The sequence below is a fragment of the Isoptericola sp. NPDC057391 genome (assembly GCF_042668085.1).
In the GTDB taxonomy this organism is placed as follows: Bacteria; Actinomycetota; Actinomycetes; order Actinomycetales; family Cellulomonadaceae; genus Isoptericola.
This window is the reverse complement of sequence record NZ_JBHVBO010000006.1, coordinates 21,385-39,200: the sequence shown is the minus strand read 5'-3', so window position 1 is coordinate 39,200 and position 17,816 is coordinate 21,385. Positions and strand designations below refer to the sequence as shown.

The window sequence follows — 17,816 nt, the reverse complement described above, 5'->3', positions numbered from 1 at the left end:
CGCCGTTGGTGGTTTCGACAGTGCGTCCGGCGACGAGGGCGTCGCTCAGCGAGGGTCGCGCAGCGAGCGCCAGGGGATCTCCAGCTCGCCGAGCAGCTCCCGCAGCAGCGGCAGGCTCAGGCCGACGACGCCGTGGTGGTCGCCCTCGATCCGGTCCACGTACGGGCCGCCGAGGCCGTCGATCGTGAACGCGCCCGCGACGTGCAGCGGCTCGTCGGACGCGACGTACGCGTCGATCTCGTCGTCGTCGATGTCCGCGAAGTGCACGGTGGTCGACGACGACGCGCCGAGCGTGCCGCCCGTGCCGCCGTCCTCGGGGTCGCGGGCGTCCACGAGCCAGTGGCCCGTGTGCAGCACCCCGGACCGGCCGCGCATCGCGCGCCAGCGGCTGCGGGCCTCGTCGGCGTCGGCGGGCTTGCCGACGATCGTGCCGTCCAGCTCGAGCATCGAGTCGCAGCCGAGCACGAGCGCGGACGCCCCGTCCTCGTCGTCGTCCGCGAGGCGGGAGCTGACCTCCTCCGCCTTGGCCTGGGCCAGCACGAGGACGGCGTCGGCGGGGTCGAGGTCGCCGCCGAACCCGGCGCGCGCCGCGTCGAGCACGGCGGGCTCGTCGACGTCGGAGACGACGACCCGCGGCGTGACGCCGGCTGCCGCCAGGGTGGCCAGGCGGGCGGGGGACCGGGAGGCGAGGACGAGGCGCACGGGCGCGGTGGAGGCAGGCACGTGCGCACCCTAACCAGTCAGCCGGTGTGCAGCAGCAACGACGACACCAGCAGGACGACCGGGGACGCGACCGTCGTGACCAGGATCGTGTCGCGCGCGAGCAGCTCGCCCGCACGGAAGCGCGCCGCGTAGTTGTACACGTTCTGCGCCACGGGCAGCGCGGCGAGCGTCACCGCCGTGGCGACCTGCGCGGCGTCCAGCCCGAACGCGTACCGGGCGAGGACGAACGCGACCGCGGGCATGACCGCCGCCTTGAGCACCGAGGCCACGACGACCGCCGTCCGCCCGCCGGGCTGCTGGAACGGGCGCGACCCGTGCAGCGACATCCCGAACGCGAGCAGGATCATCGGCACGGCCGCGCCGCCGAGGATCTCCAGCGGCGCGAGCACCGGGGCCGGGACGCTCCACCCGGTCAGCGAGACGACGGCGCCCGCGAGCGAGCCCAGGATGATCGGGTTGCGCACCGGCTGGGCGAGCACGAACCGCACCGACACCCGCCCGGACGTCTGGGCGTCCAGCACCAGCAGCGTCACGGGCGCGAGGATCAGCAGCTGCAGCAGGATCACCGGCACGACGGCGGCCGGGTCGCCCAGCACGTACACGGCCACGGGCAGGCCGATGTTGTTCGCGTTCACGTAGCCGGCCGAGACGGCGCCGATCGTCGCCTCGGCGGCGGGCCGCCTCAGCCACAGCAGGTTGACGACGACGAACACCGCCGCCACGGACACCGCGGCGATCGCCTGCACCAGGAGCGGCGCCTGGAAGAGCTCGCCGACGTCGGCGCCCGCGATGACCGTGAACAGCAGCGCGGGGCTGGCGACGAAGAACCCGATGCGGTTGAGCGCCGTCCGGGCGTCGGGCCCGCCGAGGCGCAGGCGCGCCGCGACGTACCCGACGGCGATGACCACGCCGATGATCGCGAAGCCGGTGAGGATGCCTTCCATGCGGGGCGGGGAGCGAGCCGGTGCGCCGCGTCAGCGGGCGTCTTGCAGGGCGCCGGTCAGCACGTCCAGGCCGACCGAGCCGAGGCTCAGCGCGCGGGCGTGGAACGCCCGCAGGTCGAACTCCTCGCCCCGCGCCTGCGCCGCCGTCCGGGCGTCGTCGCGCGCCTGCTCCCACAGCCGCTGGCCCACCTTGTACGACGGCGCCTGCCCGGGCCAGCCCAGGTAGCGGTTGAGCTCGAAGCGCACGAACGACTCCGGCATGTTGACGTTCGCCTTGAGGAACGGCCACGCCTTCTCCGCGTCCCACACCCCGCCGCCCCACTGCTCGGGCGCGGGCTTGCCGAGGTGCACGCCGATGTCGAGCACCACGCGGGCGGCGCGCATGCGCTGCGCATCGAGCATGCCGAACCGGTCGCCCGGGTCGTCGAGGTGGCCCAGGTCGGCCATGAGTCGCTCGGCGTACAGGGCCCAGCCCTCGCCGTGCCCGGAGACCCAGCACATCAGGCGGCGCCACGAGTTGAGGGTGTCGCGCGCGACGACGGCGGCCGCGCACTGCAGGTGGTGGCCCGGCACGCCCTCGTGATAGACGGTCGTCTTCTCGCGCCAGGTGTTGAACTCGGTGACGTCGGCGGGCACGGACCACCACATGCGGCCGGGCCGGGAGAAGTCGTCGCTCGGGGGCGTGTAGTAGATCCCGCCCGTCTGGGTCGGCGCGATGCGGCACTCGATGGTGCGCACCGGGCCCTCGATGTCGAAGTGCGTGCCGGCGAGGTCCTCGATCGCCGCGTCCGCGGTCTCCTGCATCCAGCGCCGCAGCGCGTCCGTGCCGTGCAGGGTGCGCGCCGGGTCGGCGTCCAGGGCCGCGACGGCGTCCTCGACGCTCGCGCCTGGGCCGGCGATCTGCCGGGCCACGGCCTCCTGCTCGGCCACGATGCGGGCGAGCTCGTCCAGGCCCCACTCGTACGTCTCGTCGAGGTCGACCTCGGCGCCGAGGAACTCGCGGGAGAAGAGCGCGTAGCGGTCGCGGCCCACCGCGTCGCGCTCCGGCGCCTGCGGCGCGAGGTCGCGCTCGAGGAACTCGGCGAGGCGGGCGTAGGCCCCGCGGGCGGCGGCCGCGCCGCGCTCCAGCTCGGCGCGCACCAGGCTGCACGCGGACGACTCGTCCAGGACGGCCGCGGCGTCGTCGCTGCGCACGAGGCCGTCGAAGAACGACTCGTGCCCGTCGAGGCCGGCCAGCTCACGCGACTGGGACACGCCCTCGCGCACCTGCCGGATCGCGGCGACCTGGCCGCGCCGCGCCGCCTCGGTGAGCGACGCGACGTACCCCTCGATCGCGTCGGGCACGGCGTTGAGGCGCGCCGCGACGTTCTCCCACGCCTCGACGGTGCCCGCGGGCATGACGTCGAAGACGTCGCGCAGCTGCTGCACCGGCGACTCGATGTTGTTGAGGCTCGCCAGCGGCTCGCCCGCGTCGTGCAGCTCGAGCGCCAGCCCCACGCGCTCGCGCATCGCGGCCAGGGTGACGCGGTCGACGTCGTCGAGCGGTCCGCCGTCGCGCTCCGCCGCGTCCAGCTCGCGCAGCACGGCGCGGTCGGACTCGGCCCGCGCCTCGTGCCCGGCGGGGGACAGGTCGGTCATGCGGTGGTCGTGACCCGGCAGGCCGATCGCGGTGGCGAGCAGCGGGTCGAGCCCGGCGGACCGGGCGACGTAGGCGTCGGCGACGGCGTCGACCGCGGAAGGGGTGCGGGGCGGGGTGAGGGTGCTCGAGGTCACAGCACGCACCCTATCGACCCGCCCCGAGACGCCGCGCCGTCTTTCCGGCCGGCCGGGTACGGTCTGTGCCCGTGCACGAAGACGTGAATGCCGCCACCGCCCACCCGCCGCTCCGCGTCGTGGTCGCTCCCGACTCGTTCAAGGGCAGCGCCACCGCGACGCAGGTGGCCGGGGCGCTCGCGGCCGGCGCCCGCGCAGCGCTGGGCCCCGACGCCGACGTGCGCGCCGTGCCGTTCGCGGACGGCGGCGAGGGCACGCTCGACGCGATCCTCGGGGCGTGGGGCGAGGAGCCACGGTCGTGCGCCACGACCGACGCGCTGGGCCGCCCGACCACGGCACGCTACGGAGTCTCGCCCGACGGCCGCACCCTCGCGGTCGAGGCCGCGGAGGCGTACGGCCTGCCCAAGGTGTCGGACGTCGCGCTGCGCCCGTTGGACGCGACGAGCCACGGCGTCGGCACCGTGGTGCTCGCCGCCCTCGAGGCCGCCCCGCGGGCCGAGGAGGTCGTGCTGTTCGTCGGCGGGTCCGCCACGACCGACGGCGGCGCGGGCGTGCTCGAGGCGCTCGGCGCGGCCCTGCTCGACGCGGACGGGGCGGCGGTGGCGCCCGGCGGCGGTGGTCTGCGCTCGCTCGCCCGGATCGACCTGGACGGTCTCGACCCTCGCGCCCGCGCCCTGCGGTGGCGCATCGCGTGCGACGTCGACAACCCGCTGCTCGGGCCGCGCGGCGCGGCCGCCGTCTTCGGGCCGCAGAAGGGTGCGACGCCGCAGGACGTGGCGGTGCTCGACGACGGGCTCGCGCACCTCGCCGACGCGCTCGCCGTCGCGACCGGTCACGACGCCCGCGACGTCCCCGGCGCGGGGGCGTCCGGCGGGCTGCCGGTGGGCCTGTCCGCCGCGCTCGGCGCCGAGCTGCTGCCCGGCGGGGAGCTGGTCGCCGAGGCGGTGGGCCTGGCCGCGGCGCTCGAGGGCGCCGACCTCGTGCTCACCGGGGAGGGCCGCCTGGACGAGCAGTCGCTGCACGGCAAGGTCGTGGACACCGTGGTGCGGCTGGTGGCGGGGCGCGCGGCGGTCGTCGTGGTGGCGGGCGGCGTGGAGCTCGCGCCGGCCCAGGTCGCGGACGCCGGGATTGCCGCAGCGTTCTCCCTCGCGCCGGGGCCGCGCACGCTCGCGGAGCTCTCCCGCGACGCCGTGATGGAGCTGGAGCGCACCGCCGCGCACGCGTGCCGGCTGTTCGCGGCGGGCCGCGCGTCGCGCTGAGGCGTCAGCTCCTGCGGGTGCGGCGCCGGACCGCGTCGGCCCAGTCGCGGTGGTACCGCACCACGACCGTCTCGGTGCCCGGGGACCACCAGACGGCGACCGGATCGCCGTCGCGCGGCGGCGGGTGCTGCTCCTCCTCGTCGCGGCGTACCAGGTGCGAGAAGGCTCGGTCGGCGGTGCCGTCGTCCGTGGGGTAGGACACCACGCCGCTGAGCAGGAGGCCGGAGGCCGTGCGGCGCTCGTTCACCGACACCGACCCCGTGGCCGACCGCGCGTCGGTGCCGAACGCGGCGGCGTCGCGGCCCTCCGTGGCCCGGCGCTGGTCGTCCCGGTAGCGGACCAGGGCGGCGACGGCGGTGACCATGAGGCCGGCGAGCATGCCCATGAACAGCCAGAGCTCGAGCTCGCCCGACGGGTCCTCGATCGTGCGTCGCAGCACGTAGAGGCCCGCGGTCACCACCAGGGCGGGCGCCCACAGCCACCGCCGCAGCCAGCCCGGGCGCGGGGGAGCGGGCAGCTCCGCCAGCGGCGCGTCGACGTCGTCGGGGCCCTCGACCTGCTGCCAGACGACGCTCACGAGTGCAGGCTCCAGCGCCACGCGTCGGCGTTGTGGCGGCCCCAGCGACCGCCGAAGCTCTTCGCGGTCACCCCGGCGCCGTTGCCGCGCACCGTGCGGGCGCGGTTGGTCCACTCCTCGACGGGGGCCTCGTCGTCGGGCAGGCCGCTCGCCGACGCGACCGCCGCGAGCCCGGCGACCAGCGCGGCGACCTCGACGTCGTCGGGCCGCCCGCGCACCACGCGCACCTCGTCGCTCATCGCGCACCCCCGAGCGGGTCGTCGCCGTCGCCGCCGTCGAGATCGTCGTCGAGATCGTCGTCCAGCTCGTCGTCGAGGTCGTCGTCGCCGAACTCCACCGCCGCACCGCGCGACGTCGCCCACTCCGCGACCTCGTAGCCGCCGTCGAACAGGCGCTGCGCGACGTCGCCGCCGGCCTCGTCCAGCAGCTCGACGACGCCGTCCAGGGTGCCGGGCGAGCCGGGCGCCGGGTCGGCCACGACGAAGCCGAGGTAGAACACCTCGGCCGGCACGGCGCCCTCCGGGGCGTCGTGCGCGTCCTCGGGCTCCTCGTCGTCGCCCTCCCACACCGAGCTCGTGAGGTCGGGGTGCATGCCCAGGCCGTCGTGCAGCGCGTCGAAGACGGCGGCGTTGAGGGTGCCCACCCGGCTCTCCAGCGCGAGCACCCGCGGGTCCTCGTCCGCCTCGGAGGCGCCGAACTCGGCGCGGACGCCGACCGCGGTCTGGACGTACTCGTGCAGCGCGGCCGCCAGCGCGTCGACGGCGCGGTGCATCGGCTCGGGGTCGACCGACCCCAGCGGGGCGGGTCCGTGCGTGGCGTCCTCGTGGCTCATCTGCTCATTCTTCCCGGTTTCGACGGTGCTCAACCACCGACGGTGTCACAGGGGGATGTTGCCGTGCTTCTTGGGCGGCAGGCTGGCGCGCTTGGTGCGCAGGGCGCGCAGCGCGCGCACGACCTGGACGCGCGTCTCCGACGGGCGGATGACCGCGTCCACGTAGCCGCGCTCGGCCGCGTCCCACGGGTTGACGATCGCCTCGGTGTACTCGTCGGTGAGGCGCTGGCGCTCCGCCTCGACGTCGCCGCCGGACTCCGCGACCTCCTTGAGCGCCGAGCGCTGCAGGATGTTCACCGCCCCCGACGCGCCCATGACCGCGACCTGCGCCGTCGGCCACGCGAGGTTGACGTCCGCGCCGAGCTGCTTGGAACCCATGACGATGTACGCGCCGCCGTACGCCTTGCGCGTGATGACGGTGACCAGCGGCACGGTGGCCTCGGCGTACGCGTAGATGAGCTTGGCGCCGCGGCGGATGATGCCCTGGTGCTCCTGCCCGACGCCGGGCAGGAAGCCGGGCACGTCGACGAAGGTCAGCACGGGCAGGTTGAACGCGTCGCACGTGCGCACGAACCGCGCCGCCTTCTCCGCGGCGTCGATGTCGAGGGTGCCCGCCATGGACAGCGGCTGGTTGGCGATGATGCCCACCGACTGCCCCTCCACGTGGCCGAAGCCGATCAGCACGTTCTGCGCGAACAGCGGCTGCACCTCGAGGAAGGACTCCGGGTCGAGGACGGCCTCCACGACGGCCCGCATGTCGTAGGGCTGGTTGTCGCTGTCGGGGACGATGACGTCGAGGGCCTCGTCGTCCTCGGTGACCTCCAGCGGCGTCTCGTCCTCGGGCGGGAACGACGGCGCGTCGCCGAGGTTGTTCTGCGGCAGGTAGCCCACCAGGTGTCGCACGTAGTCGATGGCGTCGTCCTCGTCCGCGCCCAGGTAGTGCGCCACGCCCGACGTCGCGTTGTGCGTGCGCCCGCCGCCCAGGGTCTCGAAGTCGACGTCCTCGCCGGTCACGGTGCGGATCACGTCCGGGCCGGTGATGAACATGTTGGACGTGCCGTCCGCCATGACGATGAAGTCGGTCAGGGCGGGGGAGTAGACGGCGCCGCCCGCGCTGGGGCCGAGGATGAGCGAGATCTGCGGGATCACGCCGGAGGCCGCGACGTTGCGCCGGAACATCTCCGCGAACTGGGTGAGCGCGGCCACGCCCTCCTGGATGCGCGCGCCGCCGCCGTCCGAGATGCCGATGATCGGCACGCCCGTGCGCAGCGCGAGGTCCTGGACCTTGGCGATCTTCTCGCCGTGCACCTCGCCGAGGGAGCCGCCGAAGACGGTGAAGTCCTGGCTGAACACGCACACCTGGCGACCGTCGATCGTCCCGTGCCCGGTCACGACGCCGTCGCCCGCGACGCGCCGCTTGTCCAGCCCGAAGTTGCGGCTGCGGTGCATGGCCAGGGCGTCGAGCTCGACGAAGCTGCCCTCGTCCAGCAGCGCCTCGATGCGCTCGCGGGCCGTCTTCTTGCCGCGCGGGTGCTGGCGCGCCTTCGCCTTCTCCTCGGCGTCGGTCACGGCCTCGGCCCGGCGGCGCTCGAGGTCGGCGAGCTTGGCGGCGGTGCCGGTGGTCGCCGGGACGGCTGCGGTGGTGGCGTCGTTCACCCGACCGACCCTAGTTGGTGGGTTGCCACGCATCGATGCGCGACAGGCTGCGGCCCGCCCGGATTCTTTGGAGGGACCCCACAAAGGGCCGGCGGGGAATGGATGCGGCACGATCGGGGCGTGAGCCACGACCCTCCCCCCGCGCCTCGCCGGGCCGCCCTCGACCTCCCCACCCTGCGCCGGGGCCTGCTCGCGCCGGCCGGCCCTCTCGCCCGCCTCGACGTCGTCGACGTCTCCGGGTCCACGAACGCCGACCTGGTCGACGCGGTGCGGCGGGCACCGGAGGAGTGGCCCGCGCCCGCGGCCCTGGTCGCCGAGCACCAGGTCGCCGGACGAGGACGTGCGGGCCGGGCCTGGGAGACGCCGCCGCGCGCCGCGCTCACCGTCTCCGTGCTGCTCCGCCCGCGGCTCGCGCCCGACCGGCTGGGCTGGCTGCCGCTGCTCGCCGGCCTCGCCGTCGCGCGCGCGGTCGACGCCGCCGGGGTACCAGGCGCCGCGGTGAAGTGGCCCAACGACGTGCTGCTGCCGGCCGCCGCCGACGCGGCCGGGCTCGGGCCGTTCCGCAAGGTGGCGGGCGTGCTGGCCGAGGTGGTGCCGGCCGCCGGCCCGCCGGGCGCCGACGCACCGGGGGTCGTCGTCGGCGTCGGGCTGAACGTGGACCAGTCCGCCGCCGAGCTGCCCGTGCCGACCGCGACGTCGCTGGCGCTCGCGGGGGTGCGGGCCGACCGCGGCGCCCTGCTCGGGACGCTCCTGCGCGAGCTCGCGGACGCCGTCGCCCGGCTGGAGGCCGCGGGGGGCGACGCCGCCGGGGCGGGGCTCGCGGCCGAGTACACGGCCCGGTCGGCCACGCTCGGTCACCCGGTGCGGGCCGAGCTGGCCGGCGGCGCCGACGTCGTGGCGGGCGAGGCGCTGCGGATCGACGCCGACGGCGGCCTGGTGCTGGGGACCGACGCGGGAGAGCGGGTCGTCACCGCCGGCGACGTGCACCACCTGCGCCGCTCCCAGCCGGGGCACAGCCCGCGCTGACTACAGTGGGGGCGTGACGAGCGACACCACGACGGGACCAGGTCTGCCGACGGACGACGACGCCCGGCGGGCGGGGAACACCGCGGCCAGGCTGGACGAGGCGATCCTCGGCGGCCCGCGCCGGTACACGCTGTCGGACCTCGTGGAGGGCACCGGGCTGTCGCAGGAGTTCATCGAGAACTACTGGCGCTGGCTGGGGCTGCCCGTCACGCACCCCACCGAGGTGGGGTTCACGGACGCGGACATGCAGGCGCTGCGCGAGATCGGCGAGCTGGTGCACGCCGAGCGGCTGGACGAGCAGGCCCAGATGACGCTCATCCGCTCCCTCGGGCACACCACGGACCGGCTGGCGCTGTGGCAGGTGGAGGCGTTCGTCGAGCACCTCAGCCGCCGCGACGACCTGGACGACGTGAGCGCGCGGCTCGCCGCCATCGACCGCATGCCGGACCTCACCTCCCAGCTCTCCCGGCAGCTCGAGCACGCCTGGCGCCGCCAGCTCGCCGCGCTCACGGGGCGGCTGGCCACCGAGTTCGGGGGAGCGCGCCGCGGCACGCAGGAGGCGCACGACGACGAGCTGCCGCTGCCGCGCGCCGTCGGCTTCGCGGACATCGTGTCGTTCACCAAGCGCACCGCCGGCCTCGGGTCGCAGGAGCTGTCGGAGTTCGTGCAGCTCTTCGAGTCCCGGGCGCGCGACGTGATCACCGAGGCGGGCGGCCGCGTGGTCAAGACGATCGGCGACGCGGTGCTGTTCGTGGCCGACGACGTGACCACGGGCGCCGAGGTGGCGCTCGGCCTTGCGGCCCCGCACGCCACCGACCCGGAGATCCCCGTGCGCGTCGGGTTCGTGTGGGGGCGGGTGCTGTCGCGGTTCGGCGACGTGTTCGGCTCCGACGTCAACCTCGCCTCCCGCATCACCGAGCTCGCCGAGCCGGCCACCGTGCTGGTGGACCCGCACACGGCGTCCCTGCTCGCGTCGTCGTCCCGCTACGCCCTGACCGCGCAGCCGCCGCAGGAGGTGCAGGGCATCGGCGAGATCACGCCGGTGCGGCTGCAGCGCGCGTACACCGGCGCCTGACCCGTCCCTCCCGTCAGGAGGCGTCGCCGCGCACCACGCGCAACGTCCGGTCGCCCGCGGCCAGGTCGTCGAGCGCCCGGTCGGTCGCCGGGTCCGCCGGGAGCAGCAGCTCGATGCGCAGATGGTCGCCACCGCGCGGCGCGAGCACCTGCGGCTCGACCCGGAGCGCGCCGGCGGTCGGGTGCACCATGCGCAGGACGGCTGCCCGCCCGCGGTCCGCGACGGGGCGCACCCACCGCTCCGTGAACGCGGCACCGGCCAGCACGGTGAGGGCGTCCGCCAGCTCCGCGAGCGCGGGGTCGGACGGCACGGACTCGCGCTGCAGGTCGGCCACCACGCGGTCGGCGACGGCGTCCCAGTCGGGGAAGACGTCGCGGGCGCGCGGGTCCCCGAGGACCACGGGCGCGAGGCGGGGCCGGTCGTGGTCGAAGAGCCCGGTCGGGGCGAGGAGCGCCCGGTAGGCGGGCGTGCTGTCCATCACGGTGCCCAGGCGGTCGAGCAGGACGGCGGGGGTCGGGGCGAGCCGGGCCAGGGTGGCGCGCGTCGCCGCCGGGACGGCCTCGTCGGGCACCGTGGCGAGGCAGACGCCCGTGCCCTGCGCGTCCTTCGAGGCGAGCAGCAGCACCCGCCGCTCGTCGTAGCCCAGCCGCAGCGCGTCGGCGAGCGAGCCCACCACGGCGGGCGACGGGTGGCGGTCGCGGCCCTGCTCCAGGCGGGTCAGGTACTCGACGCTCACGCCGGCGAGCACCGCGAGCTCCGCGCGGCGCAGGCCGGGGGTCCGGCGGCGCCCGCCGTCGGGCATGCCGACGTCCCGCGGGCGGACGTCCTCGCGGTACGCGCGCAGCAACGAGCCGAGGTCGCGGTCGGTCATGCGGCCAGCGTAGGTGCGCGCGGTCACCTCAGGGTGGCCCTGGCGCGGCCAGTCTCACGGCGGCCTCCCCGCGTCGTGGCGGGCGGGCGACGGTGGTGGGCGTCGGGCACCGCCCGGTGACCGACGCACCGACCGGCATCGAGGAGCACAGCATGGACCTGGGACTGCAGGGGCGCACCGTCGTCGTCACGGGCGCGTCCGGTGGGATCGGGCGGCACGTCGCCGCCCAGTTCGGCGCGGAGGGCGCCGACGTCGTCGTCACCTACCGCGAGTCGAAGGACGACGCCGCCCGCGTCGCCGAGGAGATCGGCGGGAGGGCGCTGGTCGTCCGCTACGACCAGACCGAGGACGGCGCCGCCGACGGCCTGCGGGACGCCGTGCTCGCGTGGACCGGGCGCATCGACGTGCTCGTCAACAACGCGGTCACGTGGGGCCCTCCGGACCCCGACGGCCCGCGCGGCTTCGAGAACCAGCCGGACGCCGCCTGGCTGGACGTCGTCCGCAGCAACGTCGAGGGCGCCGTGCGGCTGACGCGCGCGGTGGCACCGGCCATGCGCGAGCAGCGCTGGGGCAGGCTGGTGCACCTGTCGTCCACCCTCGTGCGCGACGGGGAGGCGGGGACGGAGTACTACGCGACGGCGAAGGCCGCGCTGCACGGCTTCAGCCGCACCGTCGCCTTCGCGCTCGGCCAGGACGGCGACATCCTCTCGAACGTCGTGCTGCCGGCGCTGACCCGGACCGTGCGCAACGGGATGATCACCGACGCCTTCGGCGACGGCTACGCCGGGCGCTCGGCCCTCGGCCGCCTCCTGGAGGCCCGCGAGGTGGCGAACGCGATCGTCTATCTCGGGTCGGCCGCGAACACCGGCATCACCGGGCAGGAGGTCGCGGTGACCGGCGGGGCCTGAGCGTGGTCATCCCCGGCCCGCGGTGACCACGTCCGGGTCCCGCGGGTCGGGGTCGACGTCCAGGAGCGAGGGCCGGTTGTTCTGCACCGACCCCACGGCGTCGCCGACGGGGCGCGTGGCCATGCCGACCTGCGGGCCCGTGACGATGCCCATCGCCTGCTCGGCACCGACGGCGGGGTCGAGCCAGGCGTCCCACGACGCGCGCGGCAGCACCACGGGCATGCGGTCGTGGATGCGCTCCAGGTCCTGCGACGCCGCCGTGGTGATCACGGTCGCGGAGACCAGCCAGCGGTCCGGGTCGTCGTCCGCCTTGGTGCGGTCCCGCCAGAACTCGTACAGACCCGCGAGCGCCGCGACGCCGCCGTCGTCCGGGTGTATCCAGTAGGGCTGCTTGGGCACCTTGGACCTCGCGGGCGCGCCGGGCGGCAGCTCGAGCTTGCGCCACTCGTAGTAGCCGTCGGCCGGCAGCAGGCAGCGTCGGACGCCGAGGGGCTTCGCGAACGCGGACTTGTCCAGCAGGGTCTCGGTGCGGGCGTTGATCATGCGCGCGCCGATCGACGGGTCCTTGGCCCACGACGGCACGAGCCCCCAGCGCGCCAGCCGCAGCGATCGGGTGATCTCCCCGGTCTGCCCGCCCTCGAGCCGCTGCGGGCGCTCGACGACGATGCGCACGGGGTCGGTGGGCGCGACGTTCCACGACGGGGGCAGGAGGCGCGCGTCCTCCGCGATCTCGGCGACGGCGAGGTCGTCGGCGATGTCCTGGGCGTCACGGAAGGACGCGTAGCGGCCGCACATGGGTCCATCGTGACGCATCCCACCGACACCCGTCCGCGTGGCCGGCGGATTCCCCCTGGGCGCGGTCGTAACGATTCGATAGGATCGGGGCCATGCCCGACGACTCCGCGAGACTCCCGCGCGCCCGCTCTCCGTACCGTTGGGTCATCATGCTCGGGGCGCTCGCGGCGCTGCCGGCGTTCACCGTCGACATGTACCTGCCGTCGCTGCCCGAGGTGGCGGCCGACCTGGGCTCCTCCGCCTCGTTCGCGCAGCTGTCCGTCTCCGTGATGCTCATCGGCGGCGCGCTGGGGCAGCTCACCATCGGGCCGCTGTCGGACCGCTTCGGGCGGCGCGCGCCCCTCATGTGGGGGCTGGCGCTGCACGTGGTCACGTCGGTCCTGTGCGCGTTCGCGCCGAACATGACGGTCCTCGTGGGCCTGCGCCTCCTGCAGGGCTTCTTCAACGCCGCCTGCGGCGTCGCGGCGATGGCGGTCGTGCGCGACCGGTTCGTCGGCGCCGAGGCCGCGCGCATCCTGTCCCGCCTGATGCTCGTCATCGGTGTCGCGCCGATGCTGGCGCCGACCTTCGGCTCCGCCGTCGCCGCCGCGGCCGGCTGGCGCTGGGTGTTCGGGTTCCTCGCGCTCGCGGGCGTGGCGATGGGCCTGGTCGTGTGGCGGTTCATGCCGGAGACGCTGCCCGCCGCGCGCCGGCAGACCGGCGGCGCGCGCGGCGTCTTCGCCGGCTACCGCACGCTGATCCGGGACAAGCAGTTCATGGCGCTCGCCGTCATCCCGGGGCTCGGGCAGGCCGTGCTGATGAGCTATGTCGTCGGCTCGCCGTTCATCTTCCAGGAGGGCTACGGCCTCAGCCACAGCCAGTTCTCCGTGCTGTTCGCCGTCAACGGGCTGGGCCTGGTGCTGTCCGCCCAGGTGAACGCGGCCCTCGTGCGTCGCGTCGCGCCCATCCGGCTGCTGCGCGCCGCTCTCGCGATCCAGGGCGTGGTCGCGGTCGGGCTGCTGGTCGTGGCCCTCACCGGGGCCGGCGGGCTGATCGGCCTCCTCGCCGTGCTGTGGGTCGTGCTCGCCTTCCAGGGGCTCATCCCCGCCAACGCCTCGGCCATCGCGCTGTCCCGGCACGGCGAGCGCGCCGGCACCGCCGCCGCCGTCATCGGCGCCGTGCAGTCCGGCGTCGCCGGCCTCGTCTCCCCGCTGGTCGGCGTGCTCGGCGGCGACGCCGTCGCGATGTCCTGGGTGATGCTCGCCGCGCTGGCCTGCGCGCTCGCCGTGCTCGGCTTCGCGACGCCGGCCTACCGCCGCGACGGCTGGGTCAAGCTGGCCTGAGTCGGGGTCATGCCTCGACGGGCACGCCGAGCAGGCGGAGCATTCCTCGCGCGTCGGCCAGGCCGCGGGCGTTGTCGTCCTGCGACGCGATTCCTGTGAGGTCTCGCTCCGCCACCCGGCGAGCGAAGTAGGCGGCCTGGACCGCCGCCCGGAACCGGCTGAACGCGCCGAGGTGGTGGCGCAGTTCTGCCGCGGGCACCGCCGACTCCTCGCGGTAGCCCTCGACCAGGGCCGCGCCCGAGGTCGGCCCTGCGTACATGAGCGCCGATGCAACGTCGTACAGGGCGGGGCCGGGCGTCGAACCCGTCCAGTCGACGACGCCGACGTCGCCGTCCTTGTCGCGCAGAAACGCCTCTGGAGCTGGATCGGTGTGCAGCTGCACCCACGTCAGAGTAGGGAGGCGCTCGTGCTCGCGAAGCACCACGTCCAGGGCCCGGCGTACCCAGTCGTCCGGCGCGACGTCGCGCGCAGCGTCCTCGAGCCAGCTCGCGAAGGATGGTCGCGCCGGGCGTGTGGCCAGCGCGTGGACGCGGCCGAGCGCCCGGCCCCAAGCGCGCTGGTCTTGCGCCGACGCTGTCAGCGGGACCCCGGGCACCTCCTCGAGGACCACGAGCTCGCCGCCCCAGGCAGGGGCGGTGAGCGCGCCATCGGGCCGCAGCAAGGGGCGGCCGGAACGCACCCCGCGCTCGGCCAGTTCCCACGCAGTGCGCGCGCCCCGGGCGAGCGCACTGGCCTGCGCTCTGGGCACCCACTTCGCGATGTACCGGCCGCCGGGGAGGTCGAGTCCCGTGGTCACGGAGTTCATCCCGTCGGTGACGGGCCAGGAGGCGCGCACCTCCGTGTCCCACACCTGGGCCAACAGGTCCGGCAGCCTGGCCCGCAAGAAGTCGGGGTTCACCGCTCGATCCGACCATGATGCGCGGGCGCGTCGCGACCGATTTCCGGCCGCCGATGTCGCTGGCTCGGTGAGGCCGACCGCTCGGCTGGCGACTCAGGCGAAGCCGAAGACCGGCCCGAAGGCCACCACCACGAGCGCCGCCCACACCGCGTAGACGGGCAGGAAGCGGGTCTGCCACCGGACGAGTGCGCCGAACGGCTGCCGCTCGCGCAGGAAGCCGAGCAGGAGCAGCCCGGACCGGGCCAGGTGCACCAGGAGCAGCAGGTTGAGCCCCAGCGCGGCCACCTTGTTGGGGCTGAAGCCGAACTCGGCGATGCGGGTGAGCATCGCGGTCAGCGCGACGGCGTCCACCGCGAGCGCGGCCGCGACGAGCACCAGCTGCAGCCCGTCGAACCAGCCCGGTCGGGCGAGCGAGTCGCGCGCCGAGACGGAGTACAGCAGCAGGCACAGCACCAGCACGAGGATCGCGTCCATGAGGATGAGCAGCTCGCGCTCGACGTCGGCCAGCCCGCCGGCGCCGAGCAGCACGACGAGCGTCACCAGCAGCATCACCGTCGTCAGCGGCGTGAAGACGCGGGTGAGCACGGGCGCGATGTTCTCCACCACGTCCTGCTTCGCCTCGACGAGCCACGCGCCCACGACGACGGCGCCCGGCACCGCGAAGGGCATGATCCAGTCCTCCATCGCGGGCTCGATGTCCACGCCGACGAGGCTCAGGGTCGCGGCCGTGAGGCCCAGCAGCACCGCGCCGCCGATCGCGAGCAGCGTGACGTACACGACGAGCTCGCCGGTGAAGCGCGCGAAGTCCATCCGCGGGTCCTGGTCCCGCCACCGGCCGCCCACGTAGACGACGCCGACCAGCGCCCACAGCACCACGGGGGCATGGATCGCCGCGAGCACCACGGTCGAGCCGGTGTCGACGTACGGATAGACGTTGAGCACCACGGCGAGCAGCGCGTACGGGACCAGCAGGGCGGCGACCACGCGCCAGGTCACGCGGCGCTTCCAGACGAAGTAGGCGGCCAGGAACGGCGCCGTCATGAGGGGGACGTTGCGCAGCAGCGCCGAGTCCGTGTCGAACGCGGCGAGCGCGACCTTCATGGCGATCCCCGCGCCGACGGCGAGCGCGAGGACGACGGCGAGCTCGCGCCAGGCGGGCGCCGACTCCCGCGGAGGACCGTCCGGCACGAGGACGAGCTGCTTCCACAGCCGCTCCGAGTGCTCCCGGGCGAACTCGCGCGAGACGGCGTCCAGGTTGCCCATCCGGCGCACCGCGACGAGGAACGCCTCGTCGTCGTCGAGGCCGGTCGCGGTGAGGTCGTCGACCCGGCCGCGCAGGTGGTCCTCCATCTCGTCCACGTCGGCGGGCGAGATGGCGCGGTGACGCTGCACGTACCAGCGCCACTGGTCGATCTGCGCCTCGAGCCGCTCGTGATCGTGCTCGCGCTCGGCCATCAGGCCCACCCCTCCGCGACGGCGGGGCGGGCGGGGGTCTGGGCCGCCTGCTGGGCCGACCGCCAGACCTGCTGCAGCACGTCGGCGACGACGGACCACTGCTCCTGCCGCTCGGCCAGCGCGTCCCGCCCGGCGGGGGTGAGGGCGTAGTGCTTGCGGCGCCGGCCGGCCTCGGAGGTGCCCCAGGTCGCGACGACGAGGCCCACGCGCTCGAGCCGGTGCAGCAGGGGGTAGAGCATCCCGTCGGTCCACTGCATGCGGCCGCCGGAGAGCTCCGTGACCCGCTTGAGGATGGCGTACCCGTACGACTCGCCCTCGGCCAGGATGCCGAGCACGAGCGGGGTGGCGGACGCCGCCACCAGGTCCTTGTCGAAGCGCACCGAGGGCTCCTATGTCTAGATCTGCTAGGGATGCCGAACCTAGCAGATCTAGGCATCGCTCGGGAGGCCGGTGCGGCCCCGGGCCGGCACGGGAACGTCATCCAGCGGACGGTCAGGGTTCATCCGGGGTTGGGCGGGGCGTCGCGGAGCGTCGCTGGGATCGGGCCATGAGTCGATCACTGCTGCTCCGCGCCGCCGCGGTCGGGACCGCCGCCGCCGTCGCGCTCACCACCGCGGGTGCCGCCGCCGTCGCGGGCGGCCGCCACGACGACCGGCCGCACGGGCCCGACCGGCACGGCCGGGTCACGACCCACCTCGTGCCGACCCTCGAGGGCCGCGCGACGCTGTCCGCGGACTTCCTCGCCGAGGGGCCGGCGTCCGGGGCGCAGGCCTCCGCCGCCAACGGCCGGCAGGGCCCCTGGGACGGCCAGGTGATCCCGGGCTTCTCGGCGATGGTCGACAACGGCGACGGCACGTTCTGGGCGCAGCCGGACAACGGCTTCGGCAGCCAGGGCAACTCCGCGGACTTCCTGCTGCGCAGCTACCTCGTGAAGCCGGACTGGGACACGGGGCGCAAGGGCTCCGGCTCGGGCGCCATCGAGGTGCTCGACCACATCTCCTACAACGACGAGAACCGCGTGCTGGACTTCGACATCGTCCACGGCGACACCGAGGAGCGGCTGCTCACCGGCGCCGACTTCGACGTCGAGTCCGTGGTGCGCGCCGCCGACGGCACGCTGTGGGTGGGCGAGGAGTTCGGCCCGTTCCTGCTGCACTTCGACGCGGACGGCACGCTCCTGGAGGAGCCGTACGAGCTGCCGGGCGGGCTGCGCTCGCCGCAGAACAGGCGATGGCCGGGGTGAAGGGCGGGCGCTACCTGTACCCCGTGCTCGAGGGGGCGGTCGTCGGCGACGCGGACCAGCGCCGTCGGGTGATCCACGAGTTCGACACCCGCCGCGGCGCGTACACCGGCCGCACCTGGGACTACCAGGCCGATCAGGAGGCCAACGTGCTCGGCGACGCGTTCGCCGTCGGCAAGGACTCGTTCTGGGTCGTGGAGCGCGACGACTTCGAAGGGCCCGCCTCGGTGACCAAGCGGGTCTACGAGATCGACCTGAGCGAGACGGACCGGGAAGGCGCGGGTGGTAGGGGGTACCTGCGCAAGGAGCTCGTCCTCGACGCGCTGCGGGTGGAGAACCCTGACGGCATCGACGCGGGGGAGGGCTACGGCCTGGGCGAGACGTACGCGCTGCCCGTGCAGTCGTTCGAGACGGTGCTGCGACTGCGCGACGGCCGCATCCTCATCGGTAACGACAACAACT

Annotated in this window: 17 protein-coding genes and 1 pseudogene; 6 read left to right on the top strand and 12 right to left on the bottom strand. The window is 74.9% G+C overall.

Annotated elements, in window-relative coordinates; genetic code table 11:
* Positions 1–45 precede the first annotated feature (45 nt).
* Genes ACFUVW_RS01795 through ACFUVW_RS01785 form a run of 3 tightly spaced genes read right to left on the bottom strand, consistent with a single transcriptional unit; the run spans position 46 to position 3,440 of the window.
* Positions 46–723, bottom strand: a complete 678-nt coding sequence (locus ACFUVW_RS01795; protein WP_430569631.1) for a Maf family protein — start codon at positions 721–723, stop codon at positions 46–48.
* A gap of 17 nt (positions 724–740) precedes the next feature.
* A complete protein-coding gene (locus ACFUVW_RS01790) occupies positions 741–1,667 on the bottom strand; it encodes an AEC family transporter (RefSeq protein WP_430569630.1) in 927 nt (308 codons plus the stop codon).
* 30 nt (positions 1,668–1,697) lie between these two features.
* A complete protein-coding gene (locus ACFUVW_RS01785) occupies positions 1,698–3,440 on the bottom strand; it encodes a DUF885 domain-containing protein (protein WP_430569629.1) in 1,743 nt (580 codons plus the stop codon).
* Between the two features lie 71 nt (positions 3,441–3,511).
* Between ACFUVW_RS01785 and ACFUVW_RS01780 the strand changes: the two genes are divergently transcribed.
* On the top strand, positions 3,512–4,699 hold the full coding sequence (locus tag ACFUVW_RS01780; RefSeq protein ID WP_430569628.1) for a glycerate kinase: 1,188 nt from the start codon (positions 3,512–3,514) through the stop codon (positions 4,697–4,699).
* 4 nt (positions 4,700–4,703) lie between these two features.
* Here ACFUVW_RS01780 and ACFUVW_RS01775 read toward each other — a convergent pair whose 3' ends face one another.
* The 4 genes from ACFUVW_RS01775 to ACFUVW_RS01760 are packed head-to-tail and all read right to left on the bottom strand — an operon-like array spanning position 4,704 to position 7,764.
* Positions 4,704–5,276 (bottom strand): hypothetical protein, encoded by a 573-nt coding sequence (locus ACFUVW_RS01775; protein ID WP_430569627.1) that lies wholly within the window; start codon positions 5,274–5,276, stop codon positions 4,704–4,706.
* Entirely contained in the window at positions 5,273–5,515 is a 243-nt protein-coding gene (locus ACFUVW_RS01770; RefSeq protein WP_430569626.1) for an acyl-CoA carboxylase epsilon subunit, read from the bottom strand. Before ACFUVW_RS01770 ends, ACFUVW_RS01775 begins: the two co-directional genes overlap by 4 nt.
* Positions 5,512–6,108, bottom strand: coding sequence for a hypothetical protein (locus ACFUVW_RS01765; protein ID WP_430569625.1), 597 nt, complete (start codon positions 6,106–6,108; stop codon positions 5,512–5,514). The genes ACFUVW_RS01770 and ACFUVW_RS01765 overlap by 4 nt, the downstream gene beginning before the upstream one ends.
* Before the next feature lie 45 nt (positions 6,109–6,153).
* Positions 6,154–7,764 (bottom strand): acyl-CoA carboxylase subunit beta, encoded by a 1,611-nt coding sequence (locus ACFUVW_RS01760; RefSeq protein WP_430569624.1) that lies wholly within the window; start codon positions 7,762–7,764, stop codon positions 6,154–6,156.
* Between the two features lie 120 nt (positions 7,765–7,884).
* Here ACFUVW_RS01760 and ACFUVW_RS01755 point away from each other — a divergent pair, with 120 nt between their 5' ends.
* Together ACFUVW_RS01755 and ACFUVW_RS01750 are read left to right on the top strand one after the other, a co-directional pair.
* Positions 7,885–8,790 (top strand): biotin--[acetyl-CoA-carboxylase] ligase, encoded by a 906-nt coding sequence (locus tag ACFUVW_RS01755; RefSeq protein WP_430569623.1) that lies wholly within the window; start codon positions 7,885–7,887, stop codon positions 8,788–8,790.
* Between the two features lie 13 nt (positions 8,791–8,803).
* Positions 8,804–9,865, top strand: a complete 1,062-nt coding sequence (locus tag ACFUVW_RS01750) for an adenylate/guanylate cyclase domain-containing protein (protein ID WP_430569622.1) — start codon at positions 8,804–8,806, stop codon at positions 9,863–9,865.
* 13 nt (positions 9,866–9,878) lie between these two features.
* Here ACFUVW_RS01750 and ACFUVW_RS01745 read toward each other — a convergent pair whose 3' ends face one another.
* Positions 9,879–10,736 carry a helix-turn-helix transcriptional regulator gene (locus ACFUVW_RS01745; RefSeq protein WP_430569621.1) on the bottom strand — a complete coding sequence of 286 codons (858 nt, stop codon included), beginning with the start codon at positions 10,734–10,736 and terminating at the stop codon, positions 9,879–9,881.
* Positions 10,737–10,888: 152 nt separating this feature from the next.
* On the opposite strand from ACFUVW_RS01745, the gene ACFUVW_RS01740 reads away from it, so the two are divergent.
* Entirely contained in the window at positions 10,889–11,644 is a 756-nt protein-coding gene (locus ACFUVW_RS01740; protein WP_430569620.1) for an SDR family NAD(P)-dependent oxidoreductase, read from the top strand.
* Positions 11,645–11,650: 6 nt separating this feature from the next.
* Here the strand turns inward: ACFUVW_RS01740 and ACFUVW_RS01735 are convergent, their stop codons facing one another.
* Entirely contained in the window at positions 11,651–12,439 is a 789-nt protein-coding gene (locus tag ACFUVW_RS01735; protein ID WP_430569619.1) for an SOS response-associated peptidase, read from the bottom strand.
* Between the two features lie 92 nt (positions 12,440–12,531).
* Between ACFUVW_RS01735 and ACFUVW_RS01730 the strand changes: the two genes are divergently transcribed.
* The gene (locus ACFUVW_RS01730; protein ID WP_430569618.1) at positions 12,532–13,761 is read left to right on the top strand and encodes a multidrug effflux MFS transporter; all 1,230 of its coding nucleotides are present in this window, start codon (positions 12,532–12,534) and stop codon (positions 13,759–13,761) included.
* Positions 13,762–13,768: 7 nt separating this feature from the next.
* On the opposite strand, the gene ACFUVW_RS01725 is transcribed toward ACFUVW_RS01730, so the two are convergent.
* The 3 genes from ACFUVW_RS01725 to ACFUVW_RS01715 form a co-directional block, all read right to left on the bottom strand.
* A complete protein-coding gene (locus ACFUVW_RS01725; protein ID WP_430569617.1) occupies positions 13,769–14,659 on the bottom strand; it encodes a phosphotransferase enzyme family protein in 891 nt (296 codons plus the stop codon).
* A gap of 93 nt (positions 14,660–14,752) precedes the next feature.
* Complete coding sequence (locus ACFUVW_RS01720) at positions 14,753–16,114, bottom strand: permease prefix domain 1-containing protein (protein WP_430569616.1); 1,362 nt, start codon at positions 16,112–16,114, stop codon at positions 14,753–14,755.
* The gene (locus ACFUVW_RS01715) at positions 16,114–16,494 is read right to left on the bottom strand and encodes a PadR family transcriptional regulator (protein ID WP_430569615.1); all 381 of its coding nucleotides are present in this window, start codon (positions 16,492–16,494) and stop codon (positions 16,114–16,116) included. The genes ACFUVW_RS01720 and ACFUVW_RS01715 overlap by 1 nt, the downstream gene beginning before the upstream one ends.
* An 11-nt stretch (positions 16,495–16,505) precedes the next feature.
* Here ACFUVW_RS01715 and ACFUVW_RS01710 point away from each other — a divergent pair.
* Positions 16,506–17,758: pseudogene (locus tag ACFUVW_RS01710) on the top strand (esterase-like activity of phytase family protein); the annotation flags it as partial.
* Between the last annotated feature and the right edge of the window lie 58 nt (positions 17,759–17,816).

Bases quoted from the DNA above. Each gene is read 5' to 3' on its own strand.
- ACFUVW_RS01735 (WP_430569619.1), bottom strand. From the start codon at position 12,439: ATGTGCGGCCGCTACGCGTCCTTCCGTGACGCCCAGGACATCGCCGAC.
- ACFUVW_RS01770 (WP_430569626.1), bottom strand. From the start codon at position 5,515: ATGAGCGACGAGGTGCGCGTGGTGCGCGGGCGGCCCGACGACGTCGAG.
- ACFUVW_RS01745 (WP_430569621.1), bottom strand. From the start codon at position 10,736: ATGACCGACCGCGACCTCGGCTCGTTGCTGCGCGCGTACCGCGAGGAC.
- ACFUVW_RS01765 (WP_430569625.1), bottom strand. From the start codon at position 6,108: ATGAGCCACGAGGACGCCACGCACGGACCCGCCCCGCTGGGGTCGGTC.
- ACFUVW_RS01790 (WP_430569630.1), bottom strand. From the start codon at position 1,667: ATGGAAGGCATCCTCACCGGCTTCGCGATCATCGGCGTGGTCATCGCC.
- ACFUVW_RS01740 (WP_430569620.1), top strand. From the start codon at position 10,889: ATGGACCTGGGACTGCAGGGGCGCACCGTCGTCGTCACGGGCGCGTCC.
- ACFUVW_RS01720 (WP_430569616.1), bottom strand. From the start codon at position 16,114: ATGGCCGAGCGCGAGCACGATCACGAGCGGCTCGAGGCGCAGATCGAC.
- ACFUVW_RS01730 (WP_430569618.1), top strand. From the start codon at position 12,532: ATGCCCGACGACTCCGCGAGACTCCCGCGCGCCCGCTCTCCGTACCGT.